Genomic DNA, 24,708 nt, shown 5'->3' with positions numbered 1-24,708 from the left:
AGTTGCTATTTAGCCCTAGATACCCGGGCCTAGCGCACCGAGGGGCTATTATGGGACACATCCGTGTGTCCCACCCTTCGGGCCGACGAAGTCGTTCCAATTTGCTCCCGGCAAATTGGTCGGCGGCTGCGCCGCTACGACCCCTTCGGCACGCTCTCCCTAATAACTGGCTTTTTAAGGAATCTAAGGCCTAGCCATAGTTTTTTCGTCTTACCCTGGTCGCCCGGTCAGCCGTTATGGTTTTAACCGGATAGAAGCGGTTTTCACCGGGGAATAAGAGAGGTTGCGTTTGTCTATCGTTCTTAGGAACGAGACGCCAATGACGGCTCAACGGGGCGATAAAAGGAGGATTCGTGGCGGGGACGTCACTCTAAATGGGAAATCGCTGTAAATTCAGCGGGAAGGATACAGCGCACTCATTAATATATTAATGAAATATTGACCCCCAAGGACCGTCAGGGCCTTCAACCACCGGCCGCCACCTTGTTATTTATGTATTTTATTGCAATCCGGCTCACGTTGTTAATATGTTTTGATTGTGTTGCTAAATTGCTACAACTATGCTTGTATCGTTCATATATTGACCGAACCTTCCAGAGCGAACGGGTAAAGGGGGAAATGAATCATGCACACCGCACCATCCGATGCCTTTATCACTAGCTGCCTGAACACCATTGCGCACCTGATCCCGGTGTCCGCCGGGGTATTTTATTTGGTGAACTCGGATCTGCGGCCAGACCATTATATTTTGCATGGCATTTCCGATAAAACCCATCAGCAGTATTTGAATCATTTCCAGCAGATTGATCCGCTTAAACCGGCCAACTTCCACCAGCAGGATATCAATATGGTCGGCATGAGCCCGGCGGCGATCAACAATAACCGCCATTATTATCATGACTTTATGCTGCCCAATAATATGCGCGATATGACAGAGATATTTATCCGCCAGCGCAAGCGCATTGTCGCCGGGGTGTCTTTAATTCGCGATACGCCGTTTACCGAACTCGAACGCGGTCGTCTGCGCGCGGTGATGCCGCTGATTGAACTGGCGACCCGCGATCTGTTGCCCGAGGGGGAGGCCCAATTGCTGACCGCCAAGGAACAAGAGATCGTCAATATGGTGCGCGAAGGGGCCAGTAATAAACGTATAGCGCTGAAATTGGGTATTTCCCTGTCCACGGTAAAAACCCATATGCGTAATATTTTTGCCAAAACCGAAGTGGTCAATCGCACCGAATTGGTCGCCAGCAGCTTTATTGCTCACGGTTAATAAATTAAGCCATAGCAATGGCTTATGACCGATAAATAAAACGCGTTAATTATTCGCCATTAATGGCGCGGTTTCCGCCTGCCCAAAACAGGGTACCGCGGATATATCTGACCCAGACTTGCCCGGTGGAGATAATTTTTATGTCCAGTGATTCTGTTTCCGTACCCGCAGCCGGGGCGGCTCTCCCCTGCCCGCCGCGGCTGTTGACCGCCATTATTATCTTTGCCGCCATTGCGCCGGGCATTCTGATGACCGCACCGGCGGTAGCGGCACAACTGGCCAGCCAGTGGCAGCTGACCCCGGCGCAAGTCGGCCACCTGTTTTCGACCGAATTGGGGGCGATGAGCCTGGCCACGCTACCCGCCTGGTGGTGGATTGGCCGCGTTAACTGGCGTCGGGTGGCAGCGCTGGCGGCAGGGGTGTTTATCGCCGGTAACCTGGCCTCGGCGTGGGTCAACGATTTCGGCCTGCTGCTGGGGTTGCGCTTTGTCGCTTCGCTGGCGGGCGGCACCCTGATGATCCTGTGCATCACCTGCGCCGCCGGCACCGCCAACCCCAGCCGGGTCTATGCCCTGTGGGTGCTGGGCCAACTGGTGCTGGGGACGATCGGGCTGCTGGTGCTGCCAGCGTTGTTTGCCCATTTTGGCCTGATGGCGGTCTATCTGATCCTGGCGGCCATCATGCTGTGCTGCCTGCCCCTGATCGCTGCCTTCCCCAGCGGGTTTCACCCGGTGCACTCCGCCGCCCATCGCGCCGCAATCCCCTGGTTTCGTAAACTCTTCGCCGTGCTGGCGGTACTGACTTTTTACATCAGCCTGAGCGCGGTCTGGACCTTTATCGGCAGCATCGCCGCCGCCGCCGGTCTTTCGCCGGTCAATAGCGGACAGATACTGGCCGCGGCCACGCTGTTCGGTATCGCCGGTGCCGGGGGTGCGGCGTTAATCCGAGGGCGGCACGCGGGTAATCGACTGATTTGGCTGAGCTATGGCTTGTTAATCGCCGGTATCGCGCTGCTGACTCGTGAGCCCCTGCTGTTGCGCTTTGCGGTGGCCGCCGTGTTGTTCAAGTTCACCTGGACCTTTGTACTGCCGTTTATTCTGGCTCGCGTCGCCGGGCTGGATAACAACGGCAAGTTGATGAACAACATCAATCTGGTGATTGGCGGTGGCATGGCGATTGGCCCGACGCTGGCCGGTTATCTGATTGAATCTTTCGGCGGTTTCGACGCACTGCTGGCCGGGGCGCTGGGCTGCTCGCTGCTGTCGTTGCTGTTGATTTTGTTGGCTTCACCGCGCGCACGCCGCGCCGTTTAACAGGAGTAATAAGGTGAAAAGAAAAACCGGTTTCTTGTTTGATGAACGCTGCTTCTGGCATAGCACCGGCCTGCACGCCACTACGCTACCGATCGGCGGCTGGGTGCAACCGCCTTCGGGGGCCGGCCATGCCGAGTCGCCGGAGACCAAACGGCGGATGAAGAACCTGATGGATGTGTCCGGCCTGTCGCGCCAGCTCTCACTGCTGAGCGCCGAGCTGGCGACCGATGAAGACCTGCTGCGCATTCACCCCGCCAACTATCTGCAACGTTTCAAACAGTTAAGCGACAACGGCGGCGGCATGCTGGGAGAGGAAGCTCCGCTGGGGCCGGGCAGTTATGAAATCGCCAAACTGTCCGCCGGGCTGGCCTGCGCCGCCGTCGAGGCGGTACTGCAGGGAGAGCTGGAAAACGCCTATGCGCTGTCGCGCCCACCCGGCCACCACTGCCTGCCGGACCAGTCGATGGGCTTTTGCTTTTTGGCCAATATTCCGATCGCCATCGAACGTGCCAAGGCCAAATACGGCCTGGGCAAAGTCGCGGTGCTCGACTGGGACGTGCATCACGGCAATGGTACCCAGCATATCTACTGGCAGCGGGATGACGTGTTGACGCTGTCGCTGCATCAGGACGGCTGCTTCCCCGCCGGGTACTCCGGTGAACAAGACCGTGGTGCCGGTGCGGGCGAAGGCTATAACATCAATATTCCGCTGTTGGCCGGTGCCGGTGACGACGGTTATCTGTACGCTATGCGCCAAATCGTCATCCCGGCGCTGGAGCAATTCCAGCCGGAGCTGATCATTGTCGCCTGCGGCTACGATGCCAACGCACTCGATCCGCTGGCGCGCATGCAGTTGCACAGTGACAGTTTCCGCAGCATGACGGCTTTGGTGCAGGACGCCGCCGATCGTCTGTGCAACGGCAAACTGGTGATGGTACACGAAGGGGGTTACGCCGAATCCTACGTGCCGTTCTGTGGCCTGGCGGTGATGGAACAGCTCAGCGGCATCCGCACCGAAGTGCAGGATCCGCTGCTGGCCTTTATCCAGCAACAGCAGCCGCGCGACGCCTTTAATCAGTTCCAGCGTCAGGCTATCGACCGGCTGGCGCAGCAGTTCAAACTGTAATTTCTCTTCGGGGCACAGCACGTTGTGCCCCTTGGCAATTCTGGCTTTGCCGCTACGCTGAATATGACCCTACCGTTGAGAACAATAATATGTCTGAACAAAAAATAAGCTTTATCAAAGGCAGCCAGGGCGATATCGCCGTGCATGACTGGGGCCATGATCAGCCGCGCTTTCTGGCGCTATTGGTACACGGGTACGGCGAACATCTTGGCCGCTATCAGTACGTGGCGCGCACGTTAGAGGCGCAGGGCGCACGGGTATTCGGCCCCGACCACCTTGGCCATGGGTTGTCGCAGGGCGAACGCGTATTGATTGAGGATTATGATGCTGTAGTCGACGACGTTCACCGCGTAGTTGAGCATTTTAAGGCATTGCACCCTGATCTGCCGCTGGTGGTCATCGGCCATTCCATGGGCGGCATGATTGCCACCCGTTACGTTCAGCGTTATGGCGATGGCGTACGTGCGCTGGTGCTGTCCGGCCCGTTGATCGGCGAAAGAACCCAGATCTCCGATCTGCTTGAATTGCCGAAGATCCCCGACGAGCCGCTCGATACCGCCACCCTGTCGCGCGATCCGGCGGTCGGCATTGCCTATCAGGCCGATCCGCTGGTATGGCATGGGCCATTCAAACGCCCGACGTTGCACGCCATGCAACAAATGCTGGCTAAAATCAACGCCGGGCCGGGCTTCGGCACACTGCCCACGCTGTGGATACACGGCGATGACGACCGCCTGGTGCTAATGGCGCAATCGCAAACCGCCATCAACCTGCTGAAGGGCAACGATTTTGAAGTCATGATCAACCCGGGCGGGCGGCATGAAAGCTTTAACGAGATCAACAAGGATCAGATATTAAGGCGGATCGGCGATTTTATTGAGCGGGTGCTGGGGTAGCGGATCCCCTCTCCAACGAAGAGGGGAAAGTTCGAGATTAGCCTTCGACAATCGCCAGATAGTGTTTCACAAAGCGATCGGAGGTGATCTCCCAGCGCACCGGAGTTCCCTTCTCGACAAACCACGAGTCACCGGCCTGATACTGCACGGATTGACCGGTGTTCTCATCGGTCAGGGTCGCGGTGCCTTCCCACACCGTGGCATGCTCGGCAAACGGATACTCCATCACGAAGGTGCCACGGGTGCAGCTAAAGATACCGCAGCTCAGGTTATCGGTCGGCTCCCCAAAAATGCCCGCCACGCCGACGTTCGGCTCACCGGCGATCACGGTGGCGCCCAGGTTGCTGACGCTGCCAATTTCCAGCAGTTCAGGCAGCGGTTGTTTAAGCAGTAATGGTTTCATTTCTCTCTCCTCAGGTAACAATTAACGGCGGCCTTTCCAGTAGCCGGAAGTCTGGTGCCACACCTTGCCGGCGGTAGTCATCACCCGCCGTAGTTTGTCCTTGCCGAAGATATTGACGTGTGGGATCGAGCTCATCAGATCGTAACGATCGGATCCTTCACTCATGCCCTCCGCCAACACCTTGCAAACGATATGGCTTGGGGTCACGCCAAAGCCGGAATAACCCTGCACGTAGAACACGTTGTCGTGCTGCGGCAAGGTACCGATCTGTGGGAAAAGGTTGGCGCTGCAGCACAGCGGACCGCCCCAGGCCAGGTCAATTTTGACGTCGTGCAAATAGGGGAACACCTTCAGCATCAGGTTGCGGTTCCAGGCTTTGAGATCCGCCGGAATGTATTCGATCAATCGGGTAGCGCTACCGAACAGCAGGCGGTTTTCGTTGGTCACCCGGTAATAATCAATCACCGGGCGGATATCGCTGTAGGCCCCGCGGATCGGGCTGATCTGGCGGATCAGCTCGTCAGACAGCGGTTCGGTCGCCAGTTGGAAAGCATAGGTATTAATGGTTTTGTTGTAGATGAACGGCTCCATGCCGTTGAGAAAACCGTTGCATGCCCACAGCATTTTGTTGGCACGCACTGACCCCATGGCGGTACGCACTTTTATGCGCTGGCCATACTCCACGTCAATCACACTGCTGTTTTCGAAGATTTTCACGCCGTAGCCACTCAACGCCTGGGCCTCGCCCAGTAGCAGATTGAGCGAATGTACGTGGCCGCCGCCCATGTGTTTCAATGCGCAGGTGTAAGCGTCCGATCCCACCACCTGCTTCACCTCGGCGCCGGTATAGAGCTCGATCTCTTCATCCGGCGAGACCGCCTTAAACTCCTTCAACCAACTGCGCAGGGTTTTCTCCTGACGCGCATTGCTGCCGAGGTAGCCGTAGCCAAAGCAGAAATCGGCATCGATTTGGTATTTTTTGATGCGTTCGCAAATGATCCCGGCGCCGAGATTGCTGATTTTGAAGATGGTTTCCAACCCGGCCGGGCCGACGTGACGTTTGATCTTCTCCAGATCGTGGCCGATGCCGGCCATCACCTGCCCGCCGTTGCGTCCGGTGCCGCCGTAGCCCAAATGGCGGCCTTCCAGAATAGCGATATTGGTGATGCCCCGTTCCGCCAGCTCCAGCGCAGTGTTGATGCCGGAGAAGCCACCGCCGATGATCACCACGTCAACGTCCAGATCTTCTTCCAGCGTCGGGAAGCGCAGATCGTACTTTTTGGTTGCCGCGTAATAGGTTAAGGATTCGATATTATTATTCACTGCCGCACTCCCGATGCCCTGCTCTGTCATCGGATTATCGGCAAGCGGCCGGGCGGCCACCATGTCCCCTTAGGGACATTCGCAACAAATAATTAACACTCAGGCGCTGCGACGCAGCGGCGTGGCCAGCAGCAGGCTGAACAGTTCGGCCTGCGAACCAATATCCAGCTTGCTGTAGATGTTTTTGCGGTGGTTTTTTACCGTGCCCAGGCTGATAAACAGCCGGTCGGCGATCTGCTGCGAGCCGCAGCCGTCGAGGATCAGATCCACAATCTCGCGCTCGCGTGGCGTCAGCAGGTAGCGTGCCTGTACGGCACTGTCCGTTACCCGATCTGGCGTGGCAGGCGCAACCCGCACTTCGCCATGCAGGCGAGCGACGCTTTTCAACAGCGCCAATGCATCACGCAGGTCCGCCAGTTGCGGGGAACGTACTCCCACCGACTGGCGCGCCGAACCAAAAAACACCCCCAGCCCGCGCTCCGTCGTCAGCGGCAGCAGCACACCGGCTTCGTCATGCCAGCCGGTCTTGCGATAAAAATTACGGTAATAATCCGTATGATAAAAACCACAGGGGGCCAGTTGGCGCAGGGTCAATACCTCGCCGCATCCCCCGCCGTTCAGCGCCTGATAAAACGGATCCTGCAGGTAAGCGCCCTGCTGGTAGAGTTGATTGACCGCGTCACTGTTTTCTTTCTCGGTTTTGATCAGACAGCGTGGCGCCTGGCCGCGTTCGAAGGCGTAAACAATGGCATTATCAAAGGCGAAGAAACCTTCCAGCCAGGCCAGCAGGCTGGGATAGAAGCGCGGGGTCGCTACCGCATCGATCACTGCTGATAATCTTTCGACCTGAATATTCATCTTCGCCTCGCCATCATTAATAAATTAACAATCACTTTATTTCGGCTGCGCCGTGGCCTACTTGTTATAGAAAACACTCAATAGCGCCAAATGCAACAGCGCAATTGTTTACATGTTAAACAAATCACACCTTCGCCCGGTTATTACCGTCTGACTCAGCGACTCAGGATTAATATATTAATGGAATGCCTTTCAGGCGGTGAAAAGCAGTGGTTCAGCCACAGAGGCTGGATTATGCTGGGGTTTTCGCGCGCCAAGGAGAGACCATGACTACCAGCCTGACGATAGCCAACCGCCATACCTGGTTCGGCCACGGCAGTATCAGCCAACTGATCCCGCTACTGACCGCTGAACCGCAGCCAACGCTGCTGTTTAGCTGTCGTTCATTCCTCAATGGCGCGGTGTACTCTTCTCTGGCCGATGCGCTGACGCCGCTGCTGATCGGCACTGAGATCGTCAGCCACGAGGCCTCACCGCAGGAGATAGACGCCTGGGTGGCACGCTGGCGCGGAAAAGCCCAGCGTGTCGTCGCCATCGGCGGTGGCAGCGTGCTGGATGCCGCCAAGGCTTTCGCTGCCCTGGTGGAGCACCCGCTGCCGACTCTGCGCTATATGGAAAAGATCGGCGATACCAAAATCAGCGGAGCCACGCTGCCGCTGATCGCCATTCCAACTACCGCCGGTACCGGCAGCGAAGTCACGCAAAATGCGGTGATCACCGACACTCAATTGAGCAAGGTGAAAGCCTCGCTGCGCCATAACAACTTTGTGCCACATACCGCCATTCTGGACCCGCAACTGCTGGAGGGTGCGCCGGACAAGGTGCTGGCCTACTGCGCCATCGACGCCTTCATCCATTTGTTCGAAGCCTATTTGTCCAAAACCGCCAACGCCATGACGCGTGAAATGTCGCTGACCGGCATTCGCCATTTCCTGCTCGCCTGGCCGGCACTCAACCGCAGTGCCCAGGCTCGCGAGCATATTTTGCAGGCCTCCTACCTTGGCGGGCTGACGCTGAGCGCCGCCGGGCTGGGGGTGATCCACGGCATTGCCGGCGAGATAGGCGCCTTGCGTGATTATCACCACGGCCAGGTCTGCGGCCGCCTGCTGTTGCCGTTCCTCGAACTGCTGGCGCAAAGCGAGCAACCGCAGCAACGAGCGCTGATGGCCGAACTTGCCGCCCGCCTGTTCCCCGACCAACAGGACAGCCCTGAGCGCTATCTGATCGACTTTATTACCCGCAACGCCATCGCCAGTTTCTGGCAGGACGACCTGCCGATCACCGCCGACGAACTGGCGGTAACGCTGGCAAAATCCAACAGCAAAAACTCGCTGATCGACTACAGCGCGCCGCAGCGGCAGCAGATGATCGAAGGCGCTTTCCACGTCGAATGATTATATAATTCGATCAAAGTAATAGCGGGAGATGGGAAATGGGTATCGTCAGTTGGATTTTCACCGGCATCGCCATCGGCATCCTGGTCGGCGTGCTGATCAAGATTTTTGGCAAGAAGAAAGACCAGTAAACTGCCTTTCAAAGGCTAGTCGCACCGAACGCCTGCTCGGCAATACCCTCTTTACGCAACAGGTAACGGCGGTATATTTCCAGTTCGAGCAGGCAACGCCCCCTGAAAAGTCCGTGCTTCAAATAAACCCAGGACGGGTGCTGTTTAACATTTTTACTCCTGCTCGCTCACCGGAAAAACATACGAATTCAGTACATGATCCTGCCATTTTCCGTTGATTTTCAAATAAGACCGCGCAAAGCCTTCTTGTACAAAACCCAGTTTCGCCAGCGTATTTTTGCTGCGCTGATTATCCGCCAGGTGATTGGCCATAATGCGGTGTAAGCCATACTGCTGATGGACATAATCGAGGGCAGTCACCAACACTTCAGACATCAATCCTCGTCCTTCATGTTGTTGGTCAAGAGAGAATCCCAGATAGCCCGCCTGAAAGACCCCGTAGACAAAGTTGGTAAAATTGACGCTTCCTGCAATTTCATCGGAATCCTTTAATGAGAAAACCAACAGCAGGCATTTCTTATCCTGATAATCGGGCCAGGATGCGGCAATGCGCTGGCTGATACTGGCGTGGGAATAATAGTCCTCAGTGCGTAATGGCTCAAAAGGCGCAAATTTCTGTTTATTGCTCTGCAAGAAGGTCTGCATCGCCGGGACGAAATACTCCGTCAAACAATAGACGTCGGTTCTGTCGGTAGAGAAGAGCTTTACTTTTCCCGTGTTCATTTTCATGTCCCTGTGTCACTCAGTTAACCGGTTGTATTTCAATCGCCTGCGAGGAGGTTACACCATGGTTTTCGTGGGCTTTTGGCAGGGCATAAACCCTACCGCATGATTGATCACGCTGTTCCATGGGTCGCCAGCAGGCATTCGTGGAACAGCTTGACCACCCGCTGTGGGCTGGGTGAACGCCGCAGCACGCTGGAATACTCGCAATGGTAACGAAATAGCGCCGGTTTGATGGCCCGCATCATATTCTGCGCGACAAAAAACGCCGCATAGTGGTCGGGCAGGAAACCCACGTACTTGCCGGAGAGGATTAAGGTCGCGATAGATTCCTGGGCAAAACCCGTAGCCTTGCGCTGCAAATGCTGCTGCAGACTCAGCTCCATATTCGGCGAATGGTAGCCCAAGCCGGCAAAGGCATAATGGTGCAACAGATCCCAATTCAGCATTTCATGATCGGCGGAAAATAATTCATGCTGCGCGCCGCAATATAAGAACATCCTCTCACTAAATAATGAACTATAAGATAAACTTTCCGCACTGCGGTGCATGGGAATAATGCCAATCTGAAATTGACCGTCAATAACGCCACGCTCAATGGTATTTATCGGCTCCACATACATTTGCAAAGACACTTCCGGCGCCTGCTCGCTAAATAAGGCAATCGCCCGGCCAATATGCGCCTGTGGGTTACTGACGGTATGGTCAAATATCGCCACGTGCAGTTGCCCACCCAGGCGCTGGTGTACGTCATCCACCCCACGGCGAAAAGCCTCGGTGGCCGCCAGCAGGTTAATGGTTTCCTGGTAAATCAGCAGCCCTTCATCAGTGACCGCAAACCCCTCGCGCCCGCGATGGCACAGCGTCAGCCCCAGCCGCTGCTCCAGATCCTTAATGTGTTTGCTGATGGTCGACAGGCTGATATTCAGCTCCAGTTCGGCGGCGCTCATGCCACCACAGTCGACCACCACCTTAAACACCCGCAGCAAGCGCAGATCCATATCCGACAACTGCCCTAAAATCGCACGCTTTTTTACTTGCATAAAACCTTAAGTAAGTTTCGATATTTGATTATTCACATTAGTGAAGAAGCGGAACATAGTCAATTTGAAGCAACAATTCATTAACACGTCAGATTATTAACCCTACCTATTCTCCCGCCCGGAGGGAAAAATGGCTGATTTAAATCACCCTGAAAATAAGCCCGAACCTGAATGGTTAGAAGCCCATTGGATGCCGTTTACCGGTAACCGTAATTTTAAAGCCAACCCGCGAATGATAAGCCATGCTGAAGGCGTTTATTATACCAGCCAGGACGGCCGCAAAATTTTTGACGGTTTATCCGGGTTATGGTGCTGCGGGTTGGGCCATGGCCGCCAGGAAATTGCCGAGGCGGCCTACCGACAACTCTCTCGGCTGGATTATTCTCCGGCGTTTCAGTTTGGCCATGCATTATCTTTCGAACTGGCCAACAAGATTAAGGCCATGACGCCTGCCGGGCTGGACTATGTGTTTTTCACCGGCTCCGGCTCTGAAGCGGCGGACACCTCGTTAAAAATGGCCCGTGCCTACTGGCGCGCCAAGGGTCAGGCAGGCAAAACCTGTTTTATCGGCCGCGAAAAGGGTTACCACGGCGTTAACTTCGGTGGTATTGCGGTGGGTGGCATCGCCGGCAACCGTAAAGCCTTTGGCGCCAGCGCCGAAGCGGATCACCTGCCGCATACCCTGCTGGCAGGTAACGCCTTTTCACGCGGTATGCCCGAACAGGGCGCAGAACTGGCGGAAGAGCTGAACCGCATCATTACGCTACGTGACGCCTCAACCATCGCCGCGGTGATTATTGAGCCGTTCTCCGGTTCCGCCGGGGTGATTGTGCCACCGGTCGGTTATCTGCAACGCATCCGCGAGATCTGCACTCAACACAATATCCTGCTGATTTTTGACGAAGTGATCACCGCCTTCGGTCGCTGCGGTGCCCTGACCGGGGCCGAAGCCTTTGGCGTCACGCCGGACATCATGAATATCGCCAAACAGGTGACCAACGGCGCCCAGCCGATGGGCGCGGTGGTAGTTCGGCCAGAGATTTATCAGGCCTTTATGACCACCGATGAACCCGAGTATTTGCTTGAGTTCCCGCACGGCTACACCTATTCCGCCCACCCGGTCAGCTGTGCGGTAGGGCTGGCGACGCTGGATATCATTGAACGCGAGCAGATGATTGAACGGGTGCAGGCACTGGCACCCTATTTCGAGCAGGCGGTGCACGGTTTACAGGGTTGCCGTCACGTCACCGACATTCGCAACTTTGGTCTGGCAGCCGGCATCACGCTGGCGGCACGACCGGGGGAAGCGGCACGCAGGCCGTATGAGGTGGCGATGCGCTGCTGGGAAAAAGGCTTTTATGTTCGCTACGGCGGCGACACCCTGCAGCTGGCACCGCCGTTTATCAGTAGCGAGGCGCAGATCGATTCGTTGATCAACGCCCTGGGCGACGCCATCAACGCAACAGAATAATCAGGAGCGAATGCCATGCCTATTGCACATTGGATCAACGGCCAGTCCGCCCTCGGCGGCAGCCGCAGCCAGCCGGTATTCGATCCGGCGACCGGACAGTCCCAACAGGAAGTGTTGCTGGCCGACCGGGCCACGGTAGCAAGCGCCATCGATGCGGCCGAGCAGGCCTACCCGGCCTGGCGCGATACCCCGCCGCTAAAGCGGGCCAGAATTATGATCCGCCTGAAAACATTGCTGGAGCAGCACGCCGACCGCATCTGTCAGTTGATTACCGCCGAGCACGGCAAGGTGCTCAGCGACGCCATGGGCGAACTGCAGCGCGGCATCGAAAATATTGAGTACGCCAGCTATGCACCTGAGTTGCTCAAAGGCGAGCACAGCAAGGATGCCGGGCCGGGTATCGACAGCTGGAGCGAATTCCAGCCGCTGGGGGTGGTGGCAGGCATCACGCCGTTTAACTTCCCGGCAATGGTGCCGCTGTGGATGTGGCCGATGGCAGTGGTCTGCGGTAACACTTTTGTGCTGAAACCCTCAGAACGTGTGCCCTCCTCCACGCTGTATATCGCCCAACTGGCGTCAGAGGCCGGGCTGCCGCCCGGAGTGCTGAATCTGGTCAATGGCGACCGCGAGGCGGTAGAAACCCTGCTGCACGACCCACGCGTTAAAGCGGTGAGTTTTGTCGGATCAACGCCGGTAGCAGAGCATATTTATCACACCGGTTGCGGCCAAAACAAACGAGTACAGGCCTTGGGCGGGGCGAAAAATCACGCGGTAGTGCTGCCGGACGCCGACATCGCCGGCAGCGTCAGCGCGTTGATGGGGGCGGCCTTCGGTTCCTGCGGGCAGCGTTGCATGGCGATCCCACTGGTGGTGGCGGTAGGGGATGACACCGCCGACGCGCTGATCGCCGGGCTACGGCAGCAAATGACCAACATGCGGATTGGTGCCGGTAGCGACAACCGTAACGATATGGGGCCGCTGGTCACCCACCAGCATTATCAGAAAGTGAAAAGCTACATCAATCAGGGCGTCGAAGAAGGAGCCAGCCTGGTGGTCGACGGCCGCGAGCTGCAGGTGCGGGACGACAGTGGACAACTCAGCCAAGGGTATTTCCTCGGCCCGACGCTGTTTGACCATGTACGGCCCGGCATGCGGATTTATCAGGAAGAGATCTTCGGCCCGGTGCTGGGCCTGGTACGAGTCGGCTCGCTGAAAGAAGCGATGGCGCTGATTGATGCCCATGAATACGGCAACGGCACCTGCCTGTTCACCCGCGACGGCGAGGCGGCACGCTACTTCTCCAGCCATATTCAGGTCGGCATGGTGGGGATCAACGTCGCCCTGCCGGTGCCGGTGGCCTACCACTCCTTTGGCGGCTGGAAACGCTCGCTGTTCGGTGACCTGCACGCCTACGGCCCGGATGCGGTGCGCTTTTACACCAAACGCAAAACCATCACCCAGCGCTGGCCATCATCCAGCGATGCCCAATATGCCAGCTTCAGTTTCCCATCAGGGCAGGGTTAAGCCATGACAGAACATAAATTCAAAGGCAATCTCAGCGTCCTCGCCGTGGTGCTGAGCTACATCCGCAACCGGCAGGCCGTCCCGCTGGTTGAACCCTCAATTGAAGGAAAATAACCATGTCGCAGCGCGCTCAGGATTTGGGCATTAAAATCGGCCACGGCGTTGCCGGCCCGCTGAACGCCATCACCGACGTGCCCGGCGTCCGCGTCGGCCACGCCAGCATCCACGCCGACTTGGCCGATGGCCGCAGCGTGCACACCGGCGTCACGGTGATCGAACCGCGGGCCGGACAGGCCCGGCAATCCCCCTGCTTTGCCGGGGTGCACGTACTCAACGGCAACGGCGACGCCACCGGGTTGGAGTGGATCCGTGAAGCCGGCCTGCTCACCAGCCCCATTGCCTTTACCAACACCCACAGCGTCGGCGTGGTGCGCGACAGCCTGATCGCGCTGGAGCGCGAAACGCTACCCGCCGACGATAAGGCGGTGTACTGGAATATGCCGGTGGTGATGGAAACCTTCGACGGCCTGCTCAACGACATCAACGGCTTTCACGTCAAGCCCGAGCATGTACGGCAGGCGCTGCAGGCAGCACATAACGGTTTGCCACAGGAAGGTGCGGTCGGCGGCGGCAGCGGTATGATCTGCCATGAGTTTAAGGGGGGTATCGGCACCGCATCCCGCCGTCTGCCTGCAGACCGTGGCGGTTGGACGGTCGGGGCCATCGTGCAGGCCAACCACGGCAAACGTACGTCGCTGCTGGTTGGCGGCTATCCGGTAGGTCGCCATCTGGGGCATATTCACTCGCCATTCACCCCACAACTGCCACATCCGGGCATGGGGTCAATTGTCGTCACGCTGGCCACCGACGCCCCGCTGTTGCCACACCAATGTACGCGTTTGGCCCAACGCGCCAGCATCGGCATTGCGCGCACCGGCGGCGGTACTGAAGATTCGAGCGGTGATATTTTTATCGCCTTCGCCACCGGCAACGACGGGCTGCCGCCAGCCGACTACGCCGACAAAGGGGCCTTCACCACGGCACTACGTATGGTGAATAACGATTACATCTCCGAACTTTTTGCGGCGGCGGCCGAAGCGGTGGAGGAGGCAATTATCAATGCCCTGCTGGCGGCCAATACTATTTCCGGTAACGGTCACCGGGCGGAAGGACTAAGTGCCGGGCAGTTGCTGACCGCGCTGGAACAAGCAGGCTGGCGAGCATAAGAGTAGAGGCGCGGCATGCCGCGCCCTGTATCAGTCAGGACTCACCACCCGGCTTGGGGGCCGGGTAGTCATAATCGAGCTTGATCGGTTCGGCGTAAACGCTGTCCCATAGCTGGCTGTAGAGCTTATCCACCCGCTGGCTCATGGCCAGGTTGTGCAGCACCAACTCCAGATTGCGCGAGTTATCCAGATAACCGCCGGTCCAGTTGCTGGTGCCGATCCATGCCGTTTCACCGTCAATGGTCATGATTTTGCTGTGGATCACCCGGGCGAACGGGATAAAGCCGCTGCTGGCCGGGGGAATAGTGACGATCTTTATCTGCACGTTCGGCACCACCGCCAGACTTTTCAGCCAGGCGATATCCGGTTTTTTGGTGTTCCAGTTGGCGACCATCAGCTCAACCTGCACACCGCGGGCGGCAGCGCTGCGCAGGGCATTGTCGATCGTCGCGTAATAAGGCCGGGTGTGGTCTGGGCCAAAAGACAACGGTGCATAATCCATCACCTGCACCCGTACTCGCTGTTTGGCCGTAGCCAGCAGGCGCGGCAACTCCACCTGCGAGTCAATCACCCCGGCCGGATTATAGGCACGCGGACTGGCGACCAGATAGTTACCCTGCGGCGTTTCGGCCTTTGGCTGGTAAGGCCGTTGCGGCACCGGCTTATCCGCCGCCAGCAAAGTCTGAGCTTGCCAATCCTGCTCGAAGATCGCCTGGATCTGCCCGACCACCCCGGCATCGCTGATGCGCAGCCCGGTTTCATGGATATGCGCCAGCGCACGCCAGTCGAAGTTCTGGCTGCCGACAAACGCCTGCTCACCGTCCACCAGCAGGTATTTGGCATGCAAAATACCGCCGCTTAGCCGCTGATAAGGAATAATGCGCAGCTCAAGATTAGGGATCGCCTTAAGCTGTTCCAGCGTCTCAGGGGTAGAGATGCGGATGCCCTTCTCTTCCATCAGAAAACGGATCTTCACTCCGCGTTCGCCCGCCGCTTTCAGGTGTTGCAGCACGCCATCCAGCAGCGAATCCTGTTGGTTCGCCACGTAGAACTGGCCCAGATCGATGCGGGTTTTCGCCGCATCGAACATCTGCTGCCACACTTGCGCGGTGTTACGCAGGTCATCCGCCTGCAACGCGGTTTCCACCGGCGCGGTATACACCAGCTCGTAGCCGGGAATTTCAAAACGCGCCGTCGCACTCTGGCTCAACATCAACAGGCAGCTACCCCATAACGCAGTGTAAAGGCGGCCCAGCGGCCGCCGTGGTTGACGGCCATTAGGCATAGCGCGGTGCCTCACTGTCAACCCATTGCTCGCGGTTGCCGTTTTCCGGACGGCTGGCTGGTGCACCGGCGCGGATCAGCAGCACTTTGAGCAGCTCGTTAATGCGTTCCATGCGGCTTTGCAGATAGTTGTTGCCCACCAGGCACAACAACGCGATGGCGATCCCCAGCCCGGTGGCGTACAACGCAGTACCCATCCCGGCAGAAACCAGGCTCGGCTCGGAAACCCCGGAGGCCGCCAGCGCCTTAAAGGTTTCGATAATCCCCATCACCGTCCCCAGCAGCCCCAACAGCGGGGCGGCGGTCACGATGGTTTCCAGCAGCCACAGGCCACGCGCCATCAGCGGTTTGCTCAGCAGGTACTGGGCGTCGATCAAATCCCCGATCGCTTCACGGTCGCCGGCACGGTGCTTTTGCTCCAGCACCGGTGAAATTACCGCCAACGGCAGGCTGTTGCGTTGGGTCAGCTCATCCGGCAGATCGGCGGTGCGGCGAACGTCCAGCGTTAATGCCTGCTCCAGTCGGCGTGCCTGGCGCTGGGTGTAGGCGAAATACAGCGCGCGTTCGATAATGATCACCAGCGCAATCGCCAGTGCGGCGTACATCACGTAGAAAATAATGTCGTGCATTAAATTGGCATTCATCATTCAGATCTCGGATTGGTTAAAAGGTGGCTTCCAGCGATACGCTGAAGGTACGTTCTTCCCCGACGTTGTAGTACGGCGTACTGGCCTTCACGCCGCCATACGGCGCTGCGTTGAAGGTGGTGGTACGCACCGATGTCAGGTACTCCTTGTCGAACAGGTTGCTGATACCAAAGCGCAACGCCGCGCTCTTGACGATCTTCTTGTCTACCGGCAGATGCACCCCCGCCGCCAGATCGAACACCGTGCGGCCGCCGATCTTCTCGTCGTTGGTCAGGTCGCCGTAGAACGAACTGACGTATTTGCCGCTGACGCTGCTGTAATACAGGCCATCGTCATAGCCCAACGTCATGTTAAGCAGGTTTTTCGGCACGTTCGGCACCTCTTTGCCACTGGTCGGCAGCGGCTGGCCGCCGTTGCTGACAATGTCGCTCTTCTGCCTGGACTGGGTGTAGGTGTACGAGGTGTAGTAGTTGAAGTTATGCGGCAGTTGGCCGCTCCATTCCAGCTCCAGCCCTTTGTTCTCCACATTGCCGATGTTCATCATCTCGTAATCGCCGGCCGAGTTGGTGGTGGAGATTTGACGATCGCTGTAGCGCATATAGAACAGCGTGGCACTCATCAGCATATTTTCCTGCTGGAAACGCCAGCCCAGCTCGTGGTTCCAGCTCAGTTCCGGCTTGGTACTAAGCGAGTCGCCCACGTTGTACAGCACGTAGTTCGGCGGAGTACGCATGTTGCGCGTCAGGTTGTAGAACACCTGGTTTTCCTGGTTCAGCTTGTAGCTGGCGCTGAAATTCGGCAGGAATTCATGATATTTGGCATCACGCTTTTCCGGCACGTTGTACAGGCTGCCCTTGTTATCCCCTTTTCGCTCAACGTACTGATAAGCCAGCCCGCCGACAAAGGTCCAGTCCGGCGTGGCGAACCAGGTGTCCTGCAGCCAGACTTTTTGCGCCGGGGTGATGGTGTATTGGTTGCGCCCCTGCACGGTTTTGCCATTGGCGTCCTTCACCTGATCGCTGCCGCCCGGTTTGCCAGAGAGTTGCTCCGGGTTACCGTCGTCCTTGATGCCGATAAACGGCTGGGTCTGCGACTGGCGCGCACGTTCATACCAGTAGCCGATATCCAGGCTGTGCTGATCGTTGATGTCCCACTTCAGCTTGGTAGTAATGCCCGGCCGCCAGGTTTGCGTCCAGGAAGGGCGGTAATAGGTGTTGGACTGCAAATTACTCAGATCGTACTGACCGGCCTTATCCGAAGTATTGGACAACACCGAAGCGGTCTGGCCGGTGAAGCTGCCGCCATTACCCCAGTAGTAATAGGGTTGCAGAGTCAACGCCAGATTGTCGCGCAGTTGCAGCTTCTGGGTGAACGACAACGTGAAGGTGTCAAACGGGTTGCGGTTGAGTTTGTAGTACTTGTTCAACTGGCCCTTGCTGTTGTACTCCGGCGTGGTGGCGTAGTCGGTATAACGGCCGTCATTTTCAAACTGCGCCTTGCTCAGGGTGTTGTAGTTGACGTTATTCTGCTGGTTGTACTTCATGATCAGGTTGCTGCTGTTGCCGTTGCCGTCCTCATACAACGAGTTCATTTCGAACTTGTTGGAGTACTCGCGCCCTTCCCCGCGCCACTTTTTCGCCTCGGTGTGCGAGTAGGAAATCCAGTTGCTGAAGCCGTTGTACTCACCGGTCTCCAGACGGGCGAAGGTTTTGCTCAGGTTGTTGCTGCCCAGCGTCTGTTTGACGAAGCCACCGAAATCTTTTGCCGGACGGCGCGTCACCATACCAATGTTGCCGCCGCTGGAACCGATATGCGGGCCATCCACCTCAGACGAACCCTGGGTGACGAACACCTCCTCCAGGTTTTCCGAGTCGCCCAGCAGGTTTGGGTAAACCGCGTAGTTGCCGGAATCGTTAATCGGAATGCCGTCCATCGACAGGCCGATTTGATCGGAGTTCATACCGCGCATGGTGTAATCGACGCCGCTCAGGCCGCTGGCGTCGTTGCTGTTGACGTTCAGGCCTGGGGTATATTTCAGTTTGTCGATGGCGTTGGCCGCCGCCGGCATTTTATCCATCGCCTCTTTGGTGACGGTCGATCGCCCCTTGGCGCTATCGTCCTGCACCATCATGCCGCCGCCCAGCGACTGCCCTTTTACGCTGATGGTACCGACGTCGGTCGAGTCCGCCGCCAGCGCCGCCCCCGGCAATATCGCCGACATCAACGCCAGATAAAGCCCAGATCGATTGAAAGATTTCATTGTTCCCTTCCCATAAAAATCAAACTGTTATGCCAGGCGTCAAGGCGCCTGATAATTGAACGTGGCTGAAAATCGTTTTGTTGTTTGCCCGTTGAAAGCCTCGCTTGGGAACGGCTTCACCTGGCTGATGCTTTGCAGACTGCTTAGCGCCGCACGGTTGAGCAGCATGCTGGCCGCTTTATTGGCGATACCGGACGAGAGCACCCGACCGCTGCGATCGACCTCCAGCCAGACCTCGACGTTGCCCTGCGGCCGCTCAAGTGACGCCTGCCGACCACTCGGGTAGCGCTTGCGCTGCTCCAGCTCATGACGCAGCGCCTGCAGATAACCGTTTTCGATTGCCTGCGCATTCACTTTCGGCGCCGCCGGGGCGACCGGGGCAGGTTGTGCCACCGGTTTGCTGACCAGTGCCTTCGGCGCTGCAGGGGCCGCAACAGGTTTAGCCTTCTCCACCGGCCTGGCTTTTTCTTTTACTGGCTTGGGCTTGGGTTTCGGCTGTGGTTTGGGTACCGGTTTGGCTTCGATAATCGGCTCCGGTGCCGGCACAACCGGTTCGGGGATCGCTTCCGGCTCTGGCGGCGGGGGTTCGGGTTGCGGCTCCGGTGGTGTTTCCGCTTGAGGTTCTGGTGCAGGTTCAGGCTCGACCAACGCCAATTCCATGGCGGTTTCGTCATAGCGCGGCTGAATTTTCAGCGCCGCCTGCTGGCTGGCAAACAGTACGCAGCCGACGACGATCAACGCCGGTAACCAACTGAAAAGGTGACGTGAACGATAGAGCAGATACATGTCACAGCTTCCGTGTGGCGATAGAGACAGAGTAAAAACCGCCCTGACGCAGGTTATCCATCACCGCCACCAGCCGCTCTACCGAAACGCCCTTGTCGCTGTTGACGATGATGGTGGTGGTCTGGTTTTCCTGTTGCTGTTGTTTTAGCGTGCTGACCAGCGCACTCAGCGCCAACGGCTGGCCGTCGAGCTGCAGTTGATCTTCGGCACCCAGCGTAATGATCGCCTTCTTCTGCGGTTTCAACTGCTGCGCACTGCCGGCGGACGGCAACTGAGTTTTCAGCCCGAGGGCCGGGATCACGTTCAGGCTAATCAACACAAAAAACACCAGCAAAAACATCATCACGTCGATCATCGGGATCAGTTCGATGTGCGCTTTGTTCTTCTTCGGCTCGTTCCAGTTACGCATGGCACTCCCTCCCAAAAGCAAAGCAGCCAATATAGAGAGCCTATGTTTACCTTTTGTTACGCTTGTGTGATCTTATTCTCACAGTGATCACATTTTGAGAGAATATTCCCAGCGAGTAACTGGTCAGAGGGGTTATATAACTGGTTAATTGGATATGATTTTTAATGGAATAATGACGAGGGAGAACTTATAGCGATTAATGCGTAGGAAGGGAGTTTGTGATTATCCTGACACTTTATAGCAAGATCTTCAGACCCTGCTTTTGCATCAGGATTTAGGAGGAGATGTTCACACAATTAATGGCGGATTTGCGCCAGGTCGTCTGCCGTCAAACCGGTCATTTTCATTACCGAGTCGTGGTCGATGCCGTTCGCCAGCATGGCGCGGGCAACGGTAATCTTTCCTTCAAGCACGCCTTCTTGACGCCCTTTCTCGATACCGCGCTGTTCACCAAGCGGGATGCCCTTCTCGATGCCCATTTCGATACCCTGCTCGATGCCCTTCTCGATGCCCTTCTGCTCAAGCTGTTGTGCAATAGTCATTAGTTCATCCTCATGTTGCGGTACCCGCAGTGCCAATTCGCGTACAAAGGCTTCAGCATCGGACGCTTCTCCGGCCAGAAGAATATAGTGTACCAGCGAAATCACCTGTGGCGAAGACAGATAGCCACTCAGCAGGATAGTGGCCAGTTTGTCAGTCAGCTCTGCCAGGTCCCGCTGCCGAATATGTTTCTGCAGCAAGGTCAGTGCGGCCATGCTGCGATGGCCCATGATCTCGTTATCAGGGATAACCGTCACATCGACCAGCGGAAATTCGGCTGTATAGAGTTTTCCCGCCAGTTCCGGATCGTAAAACTCCCGCAGCCAGTTGGTGGAATAAGGATAAGGAGTGCGTTTGCCGGTATAAAACAGGACAGGTATCACCAACGGCAGTTTTTTGTGACCGGCGTCCAAATGTCTCTGCATGGCCGCTATTGCATACCTGATTAGCCTGAAAGCCATGTGTTTATCGGGTGTAGACTGATGCTCAATAAGTACGTGGATATAACCATCATCCCCGGCAGTGGTTTTCAGGCTGTAGAGCACATCGCTGAAATACTGGCGAAGGTCATCTTCAACGAAAGAACCGGATTCCAGTTTCAACGTACTGAGGTCGCAGATGGCACGCAGTTCTGGCGGAAGATGGAGCTCCATAAAGTCGCGGGCAATTTCCGGCTGCGTCAAAAACTGACGAAATGCCGCATCGTGTGGCGTTGGCGTTTTGTTTTTCTTTTTCATTCCCTGATAGCCTTTGCGTATTATTTAATTCCACACTATCACAAGCAACTACTTGGTTATATTAGCGACCATGGTAAAGTGAACGCGCAATACAGAGACAAACACGACATAACACCATGAATTAAAATGAAAATAATAAATTAAACTTAAAGAAAAATTCTGAAAAAAATATATCAACCAGAACTAATTCAGAGTATTTATATTATTTACGAACAGGTTAATCATGGCCATCCAGCATTGATTTATATATATCTCACAACGGTAAGACACCTTTAAAATATAACTACGGAACATTTAAATTATAACTATCCTATCCACAGGACGATAATTCACTTTTTTGAGAGATAAATGTTGTTATTTAAAATAACCACCATAAAAAAAGACGCCCGCAGGCGTCTTGTTTTGCAGCACTGATTTAATCAGTTCACTTTAACCGGCATACCGGAACGGGCTTTCATTGCCGCGTCCACTTCGCTCTGGTTAACGGCTGGATCCATCATCACTTTGCCTACTGGCGCAGAGATGGTCAACGGCACCGGATCTTTCGACTTCAGTTGCTCTTCGTTAGCGGAAAGCGGGTTGTGCACTTCCAGGTAACGGGAACCGTCCGGCTCTACGCTGGCTTTGATCGGCTCGTTGATAAATTGCACACGAGTCCCGACCGGCACGTTGTCGAACAGGAACTTGATGTCGTCAGCACGCAGACGCACGCAGCCGTGGCTCACGCGCAGACCGATACCGAAGTTGGCGTTGGTACCGTGGATCGCATACAGACGACCAACGTACAACGCATACAGCCCCATCGGGTTGTCAGGACCGGCCGGGAATACCGCTGGCAGGATCTCGCCGTCAGCGGCGTATTCTGCGCGCATCTTGGCGGTTGGCGTCCAGGTTGGGCCGTCTTTCTTGCGCTGTACCGTGGTGGTCCAGTTCAGAGGGGTATCTTTACCCAACTGGCCGATACCGATTGGCAGCACGATCACCGTGTTGGTGCCTTTCGGGTAGTAGTACAGACGCATCTCGGCGCTGTTGATGATGATGCCTTCACGCGGAGCGTCAGGCAGGATCAGCTGCTGAGGGATGGTCAGGGTGCTGCCGGCCTTCGGCAGGAACGGATCCACACCCGGGTTGGCTTCCAGCATATTGCTCAGGCCCATCTGGTATTGAGCGGCAAAGCTCTCCAACGGCAGCTTGCTGTCTTCCGGTACGGTGATTTGGATGTTCTCACCCACCAGACGGCTGTCTTTGGCTGGTAATGGATAGACAACGGCGAAGGCAGCTTGGCTGAAAACCACCAGTGCCGTAAACAGGGTTATTAACGCGCGAATGCTCATTTTCATCTTCGTGTAGGTTATGGCCACTGGCAGTTATAGGTTATTTCGGCCATAAATGACCGGATGCGCATTATATGTGCACATCGACCTAAGTGTGAAACATTACCGGCGCAATATCGAACTTTTTTGTAACCTGGTGCGGCACGAAGAGGAGCCACTGTGAAAACCGCCGCTAAAACGCGGCGATTGGCGCTGACATCAGGCGGATAGGGATCAGATATTCGCAGCGGATCGCCGTACCGCCGGCGCTGCAAACGCCACCCAACGCGGGATAAAAACGCTCGATATCCTTACCCGGCCGCCGTATTGCTTTCATCATGGGTATCGCGGTGTCATACAGGCGGGCGATAAAGTTTTGTAACTCTTCAACCTGCCCCTGATAGGTAAAGCTGGCGTAGTCGCCCTGCTCGATCAGTACCCGTTCGCCTTCTGCCCGCTCGTCCGCCAACGCCAGGGTATAAGCCATCCGTTGCCTACCGCGTAGCCTGCTGTCGGCCTCCAGACTGGTGAGGCCATAGACCACCGCCGAGGTTTCGGCTTCCTTCGGCATCATCTGCCGCCAGGCATGCTGACGCAGCTCGTTTTTCGAATGCAGCAGCTGTCCCAACGTACAACTGCGGTGCTGGGTGTGGCCAATCAATTGCATTGCCGGCAGCGTAATGATCTCCGCCTGTGGTAATGGCGCATCCATCGGCCGCAGCGGAGGCTGCATCCCCTGCCCTGACCAGTCGGTACTGCGGCGATAACCGGCCGGCGGCATACCAAACTGCTTTTTGAAACAGCGGGTGAAAGTCTGCTGGGAATCAAACTGATACTTGTCGGCGATAAAGGCCACGCCGTGATTGGTGAGCCGCAGTTCGCGTGCGGCGGCCGTCAGCCGCCTGCGCCGGGCGTAAGTTCCCAGGATTTCGCCGGTTAACTCTTTGAATAACCGCTGCAGGTGCCATTTGGAATAGCCTGATTTGGCCGCAATATCGTCGAGTGTCAGCGGCTGGTCGAGGTTTTGCTCGATCCAGGCCAGCAGTGCCGTAATGACCTGTTGTTGATACATAGCGCCACCTTATCTCCTGAGAGTGCCAAAACCAGCGCTCACTGTATCGGTCGCGGTGCTAGACCACATTGCACAATCAGGACATAATGTTTTTCAATTACGCCAAACTGAGAATTATTCTCATGACCTTTATCACCGAGCCGCGTTTCGATATCGATCAGGTACCGCGTGCCATTTTTGCCGTGCAAGGTTCCACCATTGATAAAGATTGGGAGATCACCCATCACCGGCACCGCAAGGCACAGCTGATTTATACGGTGCGCGGCATGATCCGCTGCGAGGTGGAAAACGGTCTGTGGCTGGTGCCGCCACAGTGTGCGTTATGGATGCCCAGCAATGTGCTGCATAACGCCCAGGGGGCCAGTGCCAGCGAGTGCTACTGCCTGTTTGTCGATCAGGATGCTATCGCCGGGTTGCCGACCCACTGCTGTACGCTGGCGGTGTCCCCGCTGCTGCGTGAACTGCTGTTCCAGGCCAGCGCTTTCGAACAGCTGTACGACCAACAAGGCCCGGAAGGACGATTGGCCGGCGTATTGTTGGATCAGTTGGTCAAGGCGCCGGTTGAGAATCTGCACCTGCCGGTTTCCAATGACGCACGCATTCGCCAGTTAACGGAGCGGCTGCTGGCCAACCCGGCGGACAAGGCAACACTTGGCCAATGGGCGCAGCGTATCGGCATGAGCGAACGCTCGCTCAACCGCACTCTGCAACAACAAATGGGCATGAGCTTTGGCCACTGGCGGCGACAATTGCACGTGGTGCTGGCGCTGCAACGGCTGACCCAGGGTGACAGCGTGCAACGGGTGGCGCTGGATCTGGGCTACGAAAGCGCCAGCGGTTTTGTCACCATGTTCAGAAAAGCGGTGGGTAAACCGCCGGCGCGCTATCTGGCAGAGAAAAATGCGGCGGACCGGGCGCAAGGGGCCGGGATCGTCATGTAGTTCCGAAACCGGCCA

General features: G+C 56.6%; 22 protein-coding genes. 9 read left to right on the top strand and 13 right to left on the bottom strand.

Annotated features, from left to right (window positions below):
• The first annotated feature begins 625 nt into the window (after positions 1-625).
• The 4 genes from ACSOSI_RS02735 (at position 626) to ACSOSI_RS02720 (ending at position 4,608) form a co-directional block, all read left to right on the top strand.
• Entirely contained in the window at positions 626-1,273 is a 648-nt protein-coding gene (locus ACSOSI_RS02735; protein ID WP_012005071.1) for a LuxR C-terminal-related transcriptional regulator, read from the top strand.
• A 140-nt stretch (positions 1,274-1,413) separates the two neighbouring features.
• Complete coding sequence (locus tag ACSOSI_RS02730) at positions 1,414-2,586, top strand: MFS transporter (RefSeq protein WP_476706522.1); 1,173 nt, start codon at positions 1,414-1,416, stop codon at positions 2,584-2,586.
• A gap of 13 nt (positions 2,587-2,599) precedes the next feature.
• Positions 2,600-3,712: a class II histone deacetylase gene (locus ACSOSI_RS02725; RefSeq protein ID WP_476706521.1), complete on the top strand. Its 1,113-nt coding sequence runs from the start codon at positions 2,600-2,602 to the stop codon at positions 3,710-3,712.
• An 89-nt stretch (positions 3,713-3,801) separates the two neighbouring features.
• Positions 3,802-4,608 carry a lysophospholipase gene (locus ACSOSI_RS02720; RefSeq protein ID WP_476706520.1) on the top strand — a complete coding sequence of 269 codons (807 nt, stop codon included), beginning with the start codon at positions 3,802-3,804 and terminating at the stop codon, positions 4,606-4,608.
• Between the two features lie 37 nt (positions 4,609-4,645).
• On the opposite strand, the gene ACSOSI_RS02715 is transcribed toward ACSOSI_RS02720, so the two are convergent.
• The 3 genes from ACSOSI_RS02715 to ACSOSI_RS02705 form a co-directional block, all read right to left on the bottom strand.
• Positions 4,646-5,011 (bottom strand): cupin domain-containing protein, encoded by a 366-nt coding sequence (locus ACSOSI_RS02715; RefSeq protein WP_012005067.1) that lies wholly within the window; start codon positions 5,009-5,011, stop codon positions 4,646-4,648.
• Between the two features lie 21 nt (positions 5,012-5,032).
• Complete coding sequence (locus ACSOSI_RS02710) at positions 5,033-6,334, bottom strand: NAD(P)/FAD-dependent oxidoreductase (protein WP_476706519.1); 1,302 nt, start codon at positions 6,332-6,334, stop codon at positions 5,033-5,035.
• Between the two features lie 99 nt (positions 6,335-6,433).
• Positions 6,434-7,192 carry a helix-turn-helix transcriptional regulator gene (locus ACSOSI_RS02705; protein WP_476706518.1) on the bottom strand — a complete coding sequence of 253 codons (759 nt, stop codon included), beginning with the start codon at positions 7,190-7,192 and terminating at the stop codon, positions 6,434-6,436.
• 266 nt (positions 7,193-7,458) lie between these two features.
• On the opposite strand from ACSOSI_RS02705, the gene ACSOSI_RS02700 reads away from it, so the two are divergent.
• Positions 7,459-8,586, top strand: coding sequence for an iron-containing alcohol dehydrogenase (locus ACSOSI_RS02700; protein WP_476706517.1), 1,128 nt, complete (start codon positions 7,459-7,461; stop codon positions 8,584-8,586).
• A 284-nt stretch (positions 8,587-8,870) separates the two neighbouring features.
• On the opposite strand, the gene ACSOSI_RS02695 is transcribed toward ACSOSI_RS02700, so the two are convergent.
• Both ACSOSI_RS02695 and ACSOSI_RS02690 read right to left on the bottom strand, forming a co-directional pair.
• Entirely contained in the window at positions 8,871-9,440 is a 570-nt protein-coding gene (locus ACSOSI_RS02695) for a GNAT family N-acetyltransferase (RefSeq protein ID WP_112363103.1), read from the bottom strand.
• A 113-nt stretch (positions 9,441-9,553) separates the two neighbouring features.
• Entirely contained in the window at positions 9,554-10,483 is a 930-nt protein-coding gene (locus tag ACSOSI_RS02690; RefSeq protein WP_115183340.1) for a LysR family transcriptional regulator, read from the bottom strand.
• Positions 10,484-10,613: 130 nt separating this feature from the next.
• Here ACSOSI_RS02690 and aptA point away from each other — a divergent pair, with 130 nt between their 5' ends.
• The 3 genes from aptA (at position 10,614) to ACSOSI_RS02675 (ending at position 14,704) form a co-directional block, all read left to right on the top strand.
• Positions 10,614-11,954, top strand: coding sequence for an omega-aminotransferase AptA (gene aptA / locus ACSOSI_RS02685; RefSeq protein WP_218217245.1), 1,341 nt, complete (start codon positions 10,614-10,616; stop codon positions 11,952-11,954).
• A 15-nt stretch (positions 11,955-11,969) separates the two neighbouring features.
• Positions 11,970-13,478 (top strand): CoA-acylating methylmalonate-semialdehyde dehydrogenase, encoded by a 1,509-nt coding sequence (locus ACSOSI_RS02680; protein ID WP_476706516.1) that lies wholly within the window; start codon positions 11,970-11,972, stop codon positions 13,476-13,478.
• Positions 13,479-13,594: 116 nt separating this feature from the next.
• Positions 13,595-14,704 (top strand): DmpA family aminopeptidase, encoded by a 1,110-nt coding sequence (locus ACSOSI_RS02675; RefSeq protein WP_476706515.1) that lies wholly within the window; start codon positions 13,595-13,597, stop codon positions 14,702-14,704.
• Positions 14,705-14,738: 34 nt separating this feature from the next.
• Here ACSOSI_RS02675 and ACSOSI_RS02670 read toward each other — a convergent pair whose 3' ends face one another.
• The 8 genes from ACSOSI_RS02670 to ACSOSI_RS02635 form a co-directional block, all read right to left on the bottom strand.
• Positions 14,739-15,989 (bottom strand): phospholipase D-like domain-containing protein, encoded by a 1,251-nt coding sequence (locus ACSOSI_RS02670; RefSeq protein ID WP_476706514.1) that lies wholly within the window; start codon positions 15,987-15,989, stop codon positions 14,739-14,741.
• Positions 15,982-16,632: a MotA/TolQ/ExbB proton channel family protein gene (locus ACSOSI_RS02665; protein WP_017891505.1), complete on the bottom strand. Its 651-nt coding sequence runs from the start codon at positions 16,630-16,632 to the stop codon at positions 15,982-15,984. Before ACSOSI_RS02665 ends, ACSOSI_RS02670 begins: the two co-directional genes overlap by 8 nt.
• Before the next feature lie 19 nt (positions 16,633-16,651).
• Positions 16,652-18,895: a TonB-dependent receptor family protein gene (locus ACSOSI_RS02660; protein ID WP_476706513.1), complete on the bottom strand. Its 2,244-nt coding sequence runs from the start codon at positions 18,893-18,895 to the stop codon at positions 16,652-16,654.
• A gap of 39 nt (positions 18,896-18,934) precedes the next feature.
• Positions 18,935-19,681: an energy transducer TonB family protein gene (locus tag ACSOSI_RS02655; protein ID WP_259190121.1), complete on the bottom strand. Its 747-nt coding sequence runs from the start codon at positions 19,679-19,681 to the stop codon at positions 18,935-18,937.
• Position 19,682: 1 nt separating this feature from the next.
• Positions 19,683-20,090 (bottom strand): ExbD/TolR family protein, encoded by a 408-nt coding sequence (locus tag ACSOSI_RS02650; protein ID WP_476706512.1) that lies wholly within the window; start codon positions 20,088-20,090, stop codon positions 19,683-19,685.
• 296 nt (positions 20,091-20,386) lie between these two features.
• A complete protein-coding gene (locus tag ACSOSI_RS02645; RefSeq protein ID WP_476706511.1) occupies positions 20,387-21,367 on the bottom strand; it encodes an Rpn family recombination-promoting nuclease/putative transposase in 981 nt (326 codons plus the stop codon).
• Between the two features lie 419 nt (positions 21,368-21,786).
• The gene (locus ACSOSI_RS02640) at positions 21,787-22,707 is read right to left on the bottom strand and encodes a L,D-transpeptidase family protein (protein WP_261433497.1); all 921 of its coding nucleotides are present in this window, start codon (positions 22,705-22,707) and stop codon (positions 21,787-21,789) included.
• A gap of 166 nt (positions 22,708-22,873) precedes the next feature.
• The gene (locus ACSOSI_RS02635; RefSeq protein WP_476706510.1) at positions 22,874-23,752 is read right to left on the bottom strand and encodes a helix-turn-helix domain-containing protein; all 879 of its coding nucleotides are present in this window, start codon (positions 23,750-23,752) and stop codon (positions 22,874-22,876) included.
• 122 nt (positions 23,753-23,874) lie between these two features.
• Here ACSOSI_RS02635 and ACSOSI_RS02630 point away from each other — a divergent pair, with 122 nt between their 5' ends.
• Positions 23,875-24,693 carry an AraC family transcriptional regulator gene (locus tag ACSOSI_RS02630; protein ID WP_198010404.1) on the top strand — a complete coding sequence of 273 codons (819 nt, stop codon included), beginning with the start codon at positions 23,875-23,877 and terminating at the stop codon, positions 24,691-24,693.
• Positions 24,694-24,708: the final 15 nt, after the last annotated feature.

The sequence above is a fragment of the Serratia sp. AR11 genome (assembly GCF_056376275.1).
The sequence above is the reverse complement of the archived record's forward strand: the minus strand, read 5'-3'. Positions and strand labels throughout refer to the sequence as shown.

Excerpts from the sequence above, each read along its gene's own strand:
- ACSOSI_RS02705 (WP_476706518.1), bottom strand. The coding sequence starts at position 7,192 with ATGAATATTCAGGTCGAAAGATTATCAGCAGTGATCGATGCGGTAGCG.
- ACSOSI_RS02690 (WP_115183340.1), bottom strand. The coding sequence starts at position 10,483 with ATGCAAGTAAAAAAGCGTGCGATTTTAGGGCAGTTGTCGGATATGGAT.
- ACSOSI_RS02640 (WP_261433497.1), bottom strand. The coding sequence starts at position 22,707 with ATGAAAATGAGCATTCGCGCGTTAATAACCCTGTTTACGGCACTGGTG.
- ACSOSI_RS02655 (WP_259190121.1), bottom strand. The coding sequence starts at position 19,681 with ATGTATCTGCTCTATCGTTCACGTCACCTTTTCAGTTGGTTACCGGCG.
- ACSOSI_RS02630 (WP_198010404.1), top strand. The coding sequence starts at position 23,875 with ATGACCTTTATCACCGAGCCGCGTTTCGATATCGATCAGGTACCGCGT.
- ACSOSI_RS02645 (WP_476706511.1), bottom strand. The coding sequence starts at position 21,367 with ATGAAAAAGAAAAACAAAACGCCAACGCCACACGATGCGGCATTTCGT.
- ACSOSI_RS02660 (WP_476706513.1), bottom strand. The coding sequence starts at position 18,895 with ATGAAATCTTTCAATCGATCTGGGCTTTATCTGGCGTTGATGTCGGCG.
- ACSOSI_RS02700 (WP_476706517.1), top strand. The coding sequence starts at position 7,459 with ATGACTACCAGCCTGACGATAGCCAACCGCCATACCTGGTTCGGCCAC.
- ACSOSI_RS02680 (WP_476706516.1), top strand. The coding sequence starts at position 11,970 with ATGCCTATTGCACATTGGATCAACGGCCAGTCCGCCCTCGGCGGCAGC.
- ACSOSI_RS02675 (WP_476706515.1), top strand. The coding sequence starts at position 13,595 with ATGTCGCAGCGCGCTCAGGATTTGGGCATTAAAATCGGCCACGGCGTT.
- ACSOSI_RS02695 (WP_112363103.1), bottom strand. The coding sequence starts at position 9,440 with ATGAACACGGGAAAAGTAAAGCTCTTCTCTACCGACAGAACCGACGTC.
- aptA (WP_218217245.1), top strand. The coding sequence starts at position 10,614 with ATGGCTGATTTAAATCACCCTGAAAATAAGCCCGAACCTGAATGGTTA.
- ACSOSI_RS02670 (WP_476706514.1), bottom strand. The coding sequence starts at position 15,989 with ATGCCTAATGGCCGTCAACCACGGCGGCCGCTGGGCCGCCTTTACACT.
- ACSOSI_RS02730 (WP_476706522.1), top strand. The coding sequence starts at position 1,414 with ATGTCCAGTGATTCTGTTTCCGTACCCGCAGCCGGGGCGGCTCTCCCC.
- ACSOSI_RS02715 (WP_012005067.1), bottom strand. The coding sequence starts at position 5,011 with ATGAAACCATTACTGCTTAAACAACCGCTGCCTGAACTGCTGGAAATT.
- ACSOSI_RS02635 (WP_476706510.1), bottom strand. The coding sequence starts at position 23,752 with ATGTATCAACAACAGGTCATTACGGCACTGCTGGCCTGGATCGAGCAA.
- ACSOSI_RS02650 (WP_476706512.1), bottom strand. The coding sequence starts at position 20,090 with ATGCGTAACTGGAACGAGCCGAAGAAGAACAAAGCGCACATCGAACTG.
- ACSOSI_RS02720 (WP_476706520.1), top strand. The coding sequence starts at position 3,802 with ATGTCTGAACAAAAAATAAGCTTTATCAAAGGCAGCCAGGGCGATATC.
- ACSOSI_RS02735 (WP_012005071.1), top strand. The coding sequence starts at position 626 with ATGCACACCGCACCATCCGATGCCTTTATCACTAGCTGCCTGAACACC.
- ACSOSI_RS02665 (WP_017891505.1), bottom strand. The coding sequence starts at position 16,632 with ATGAATGCCAATTTAATGCACGACATTATTTTCTACGTGATGTACGCC.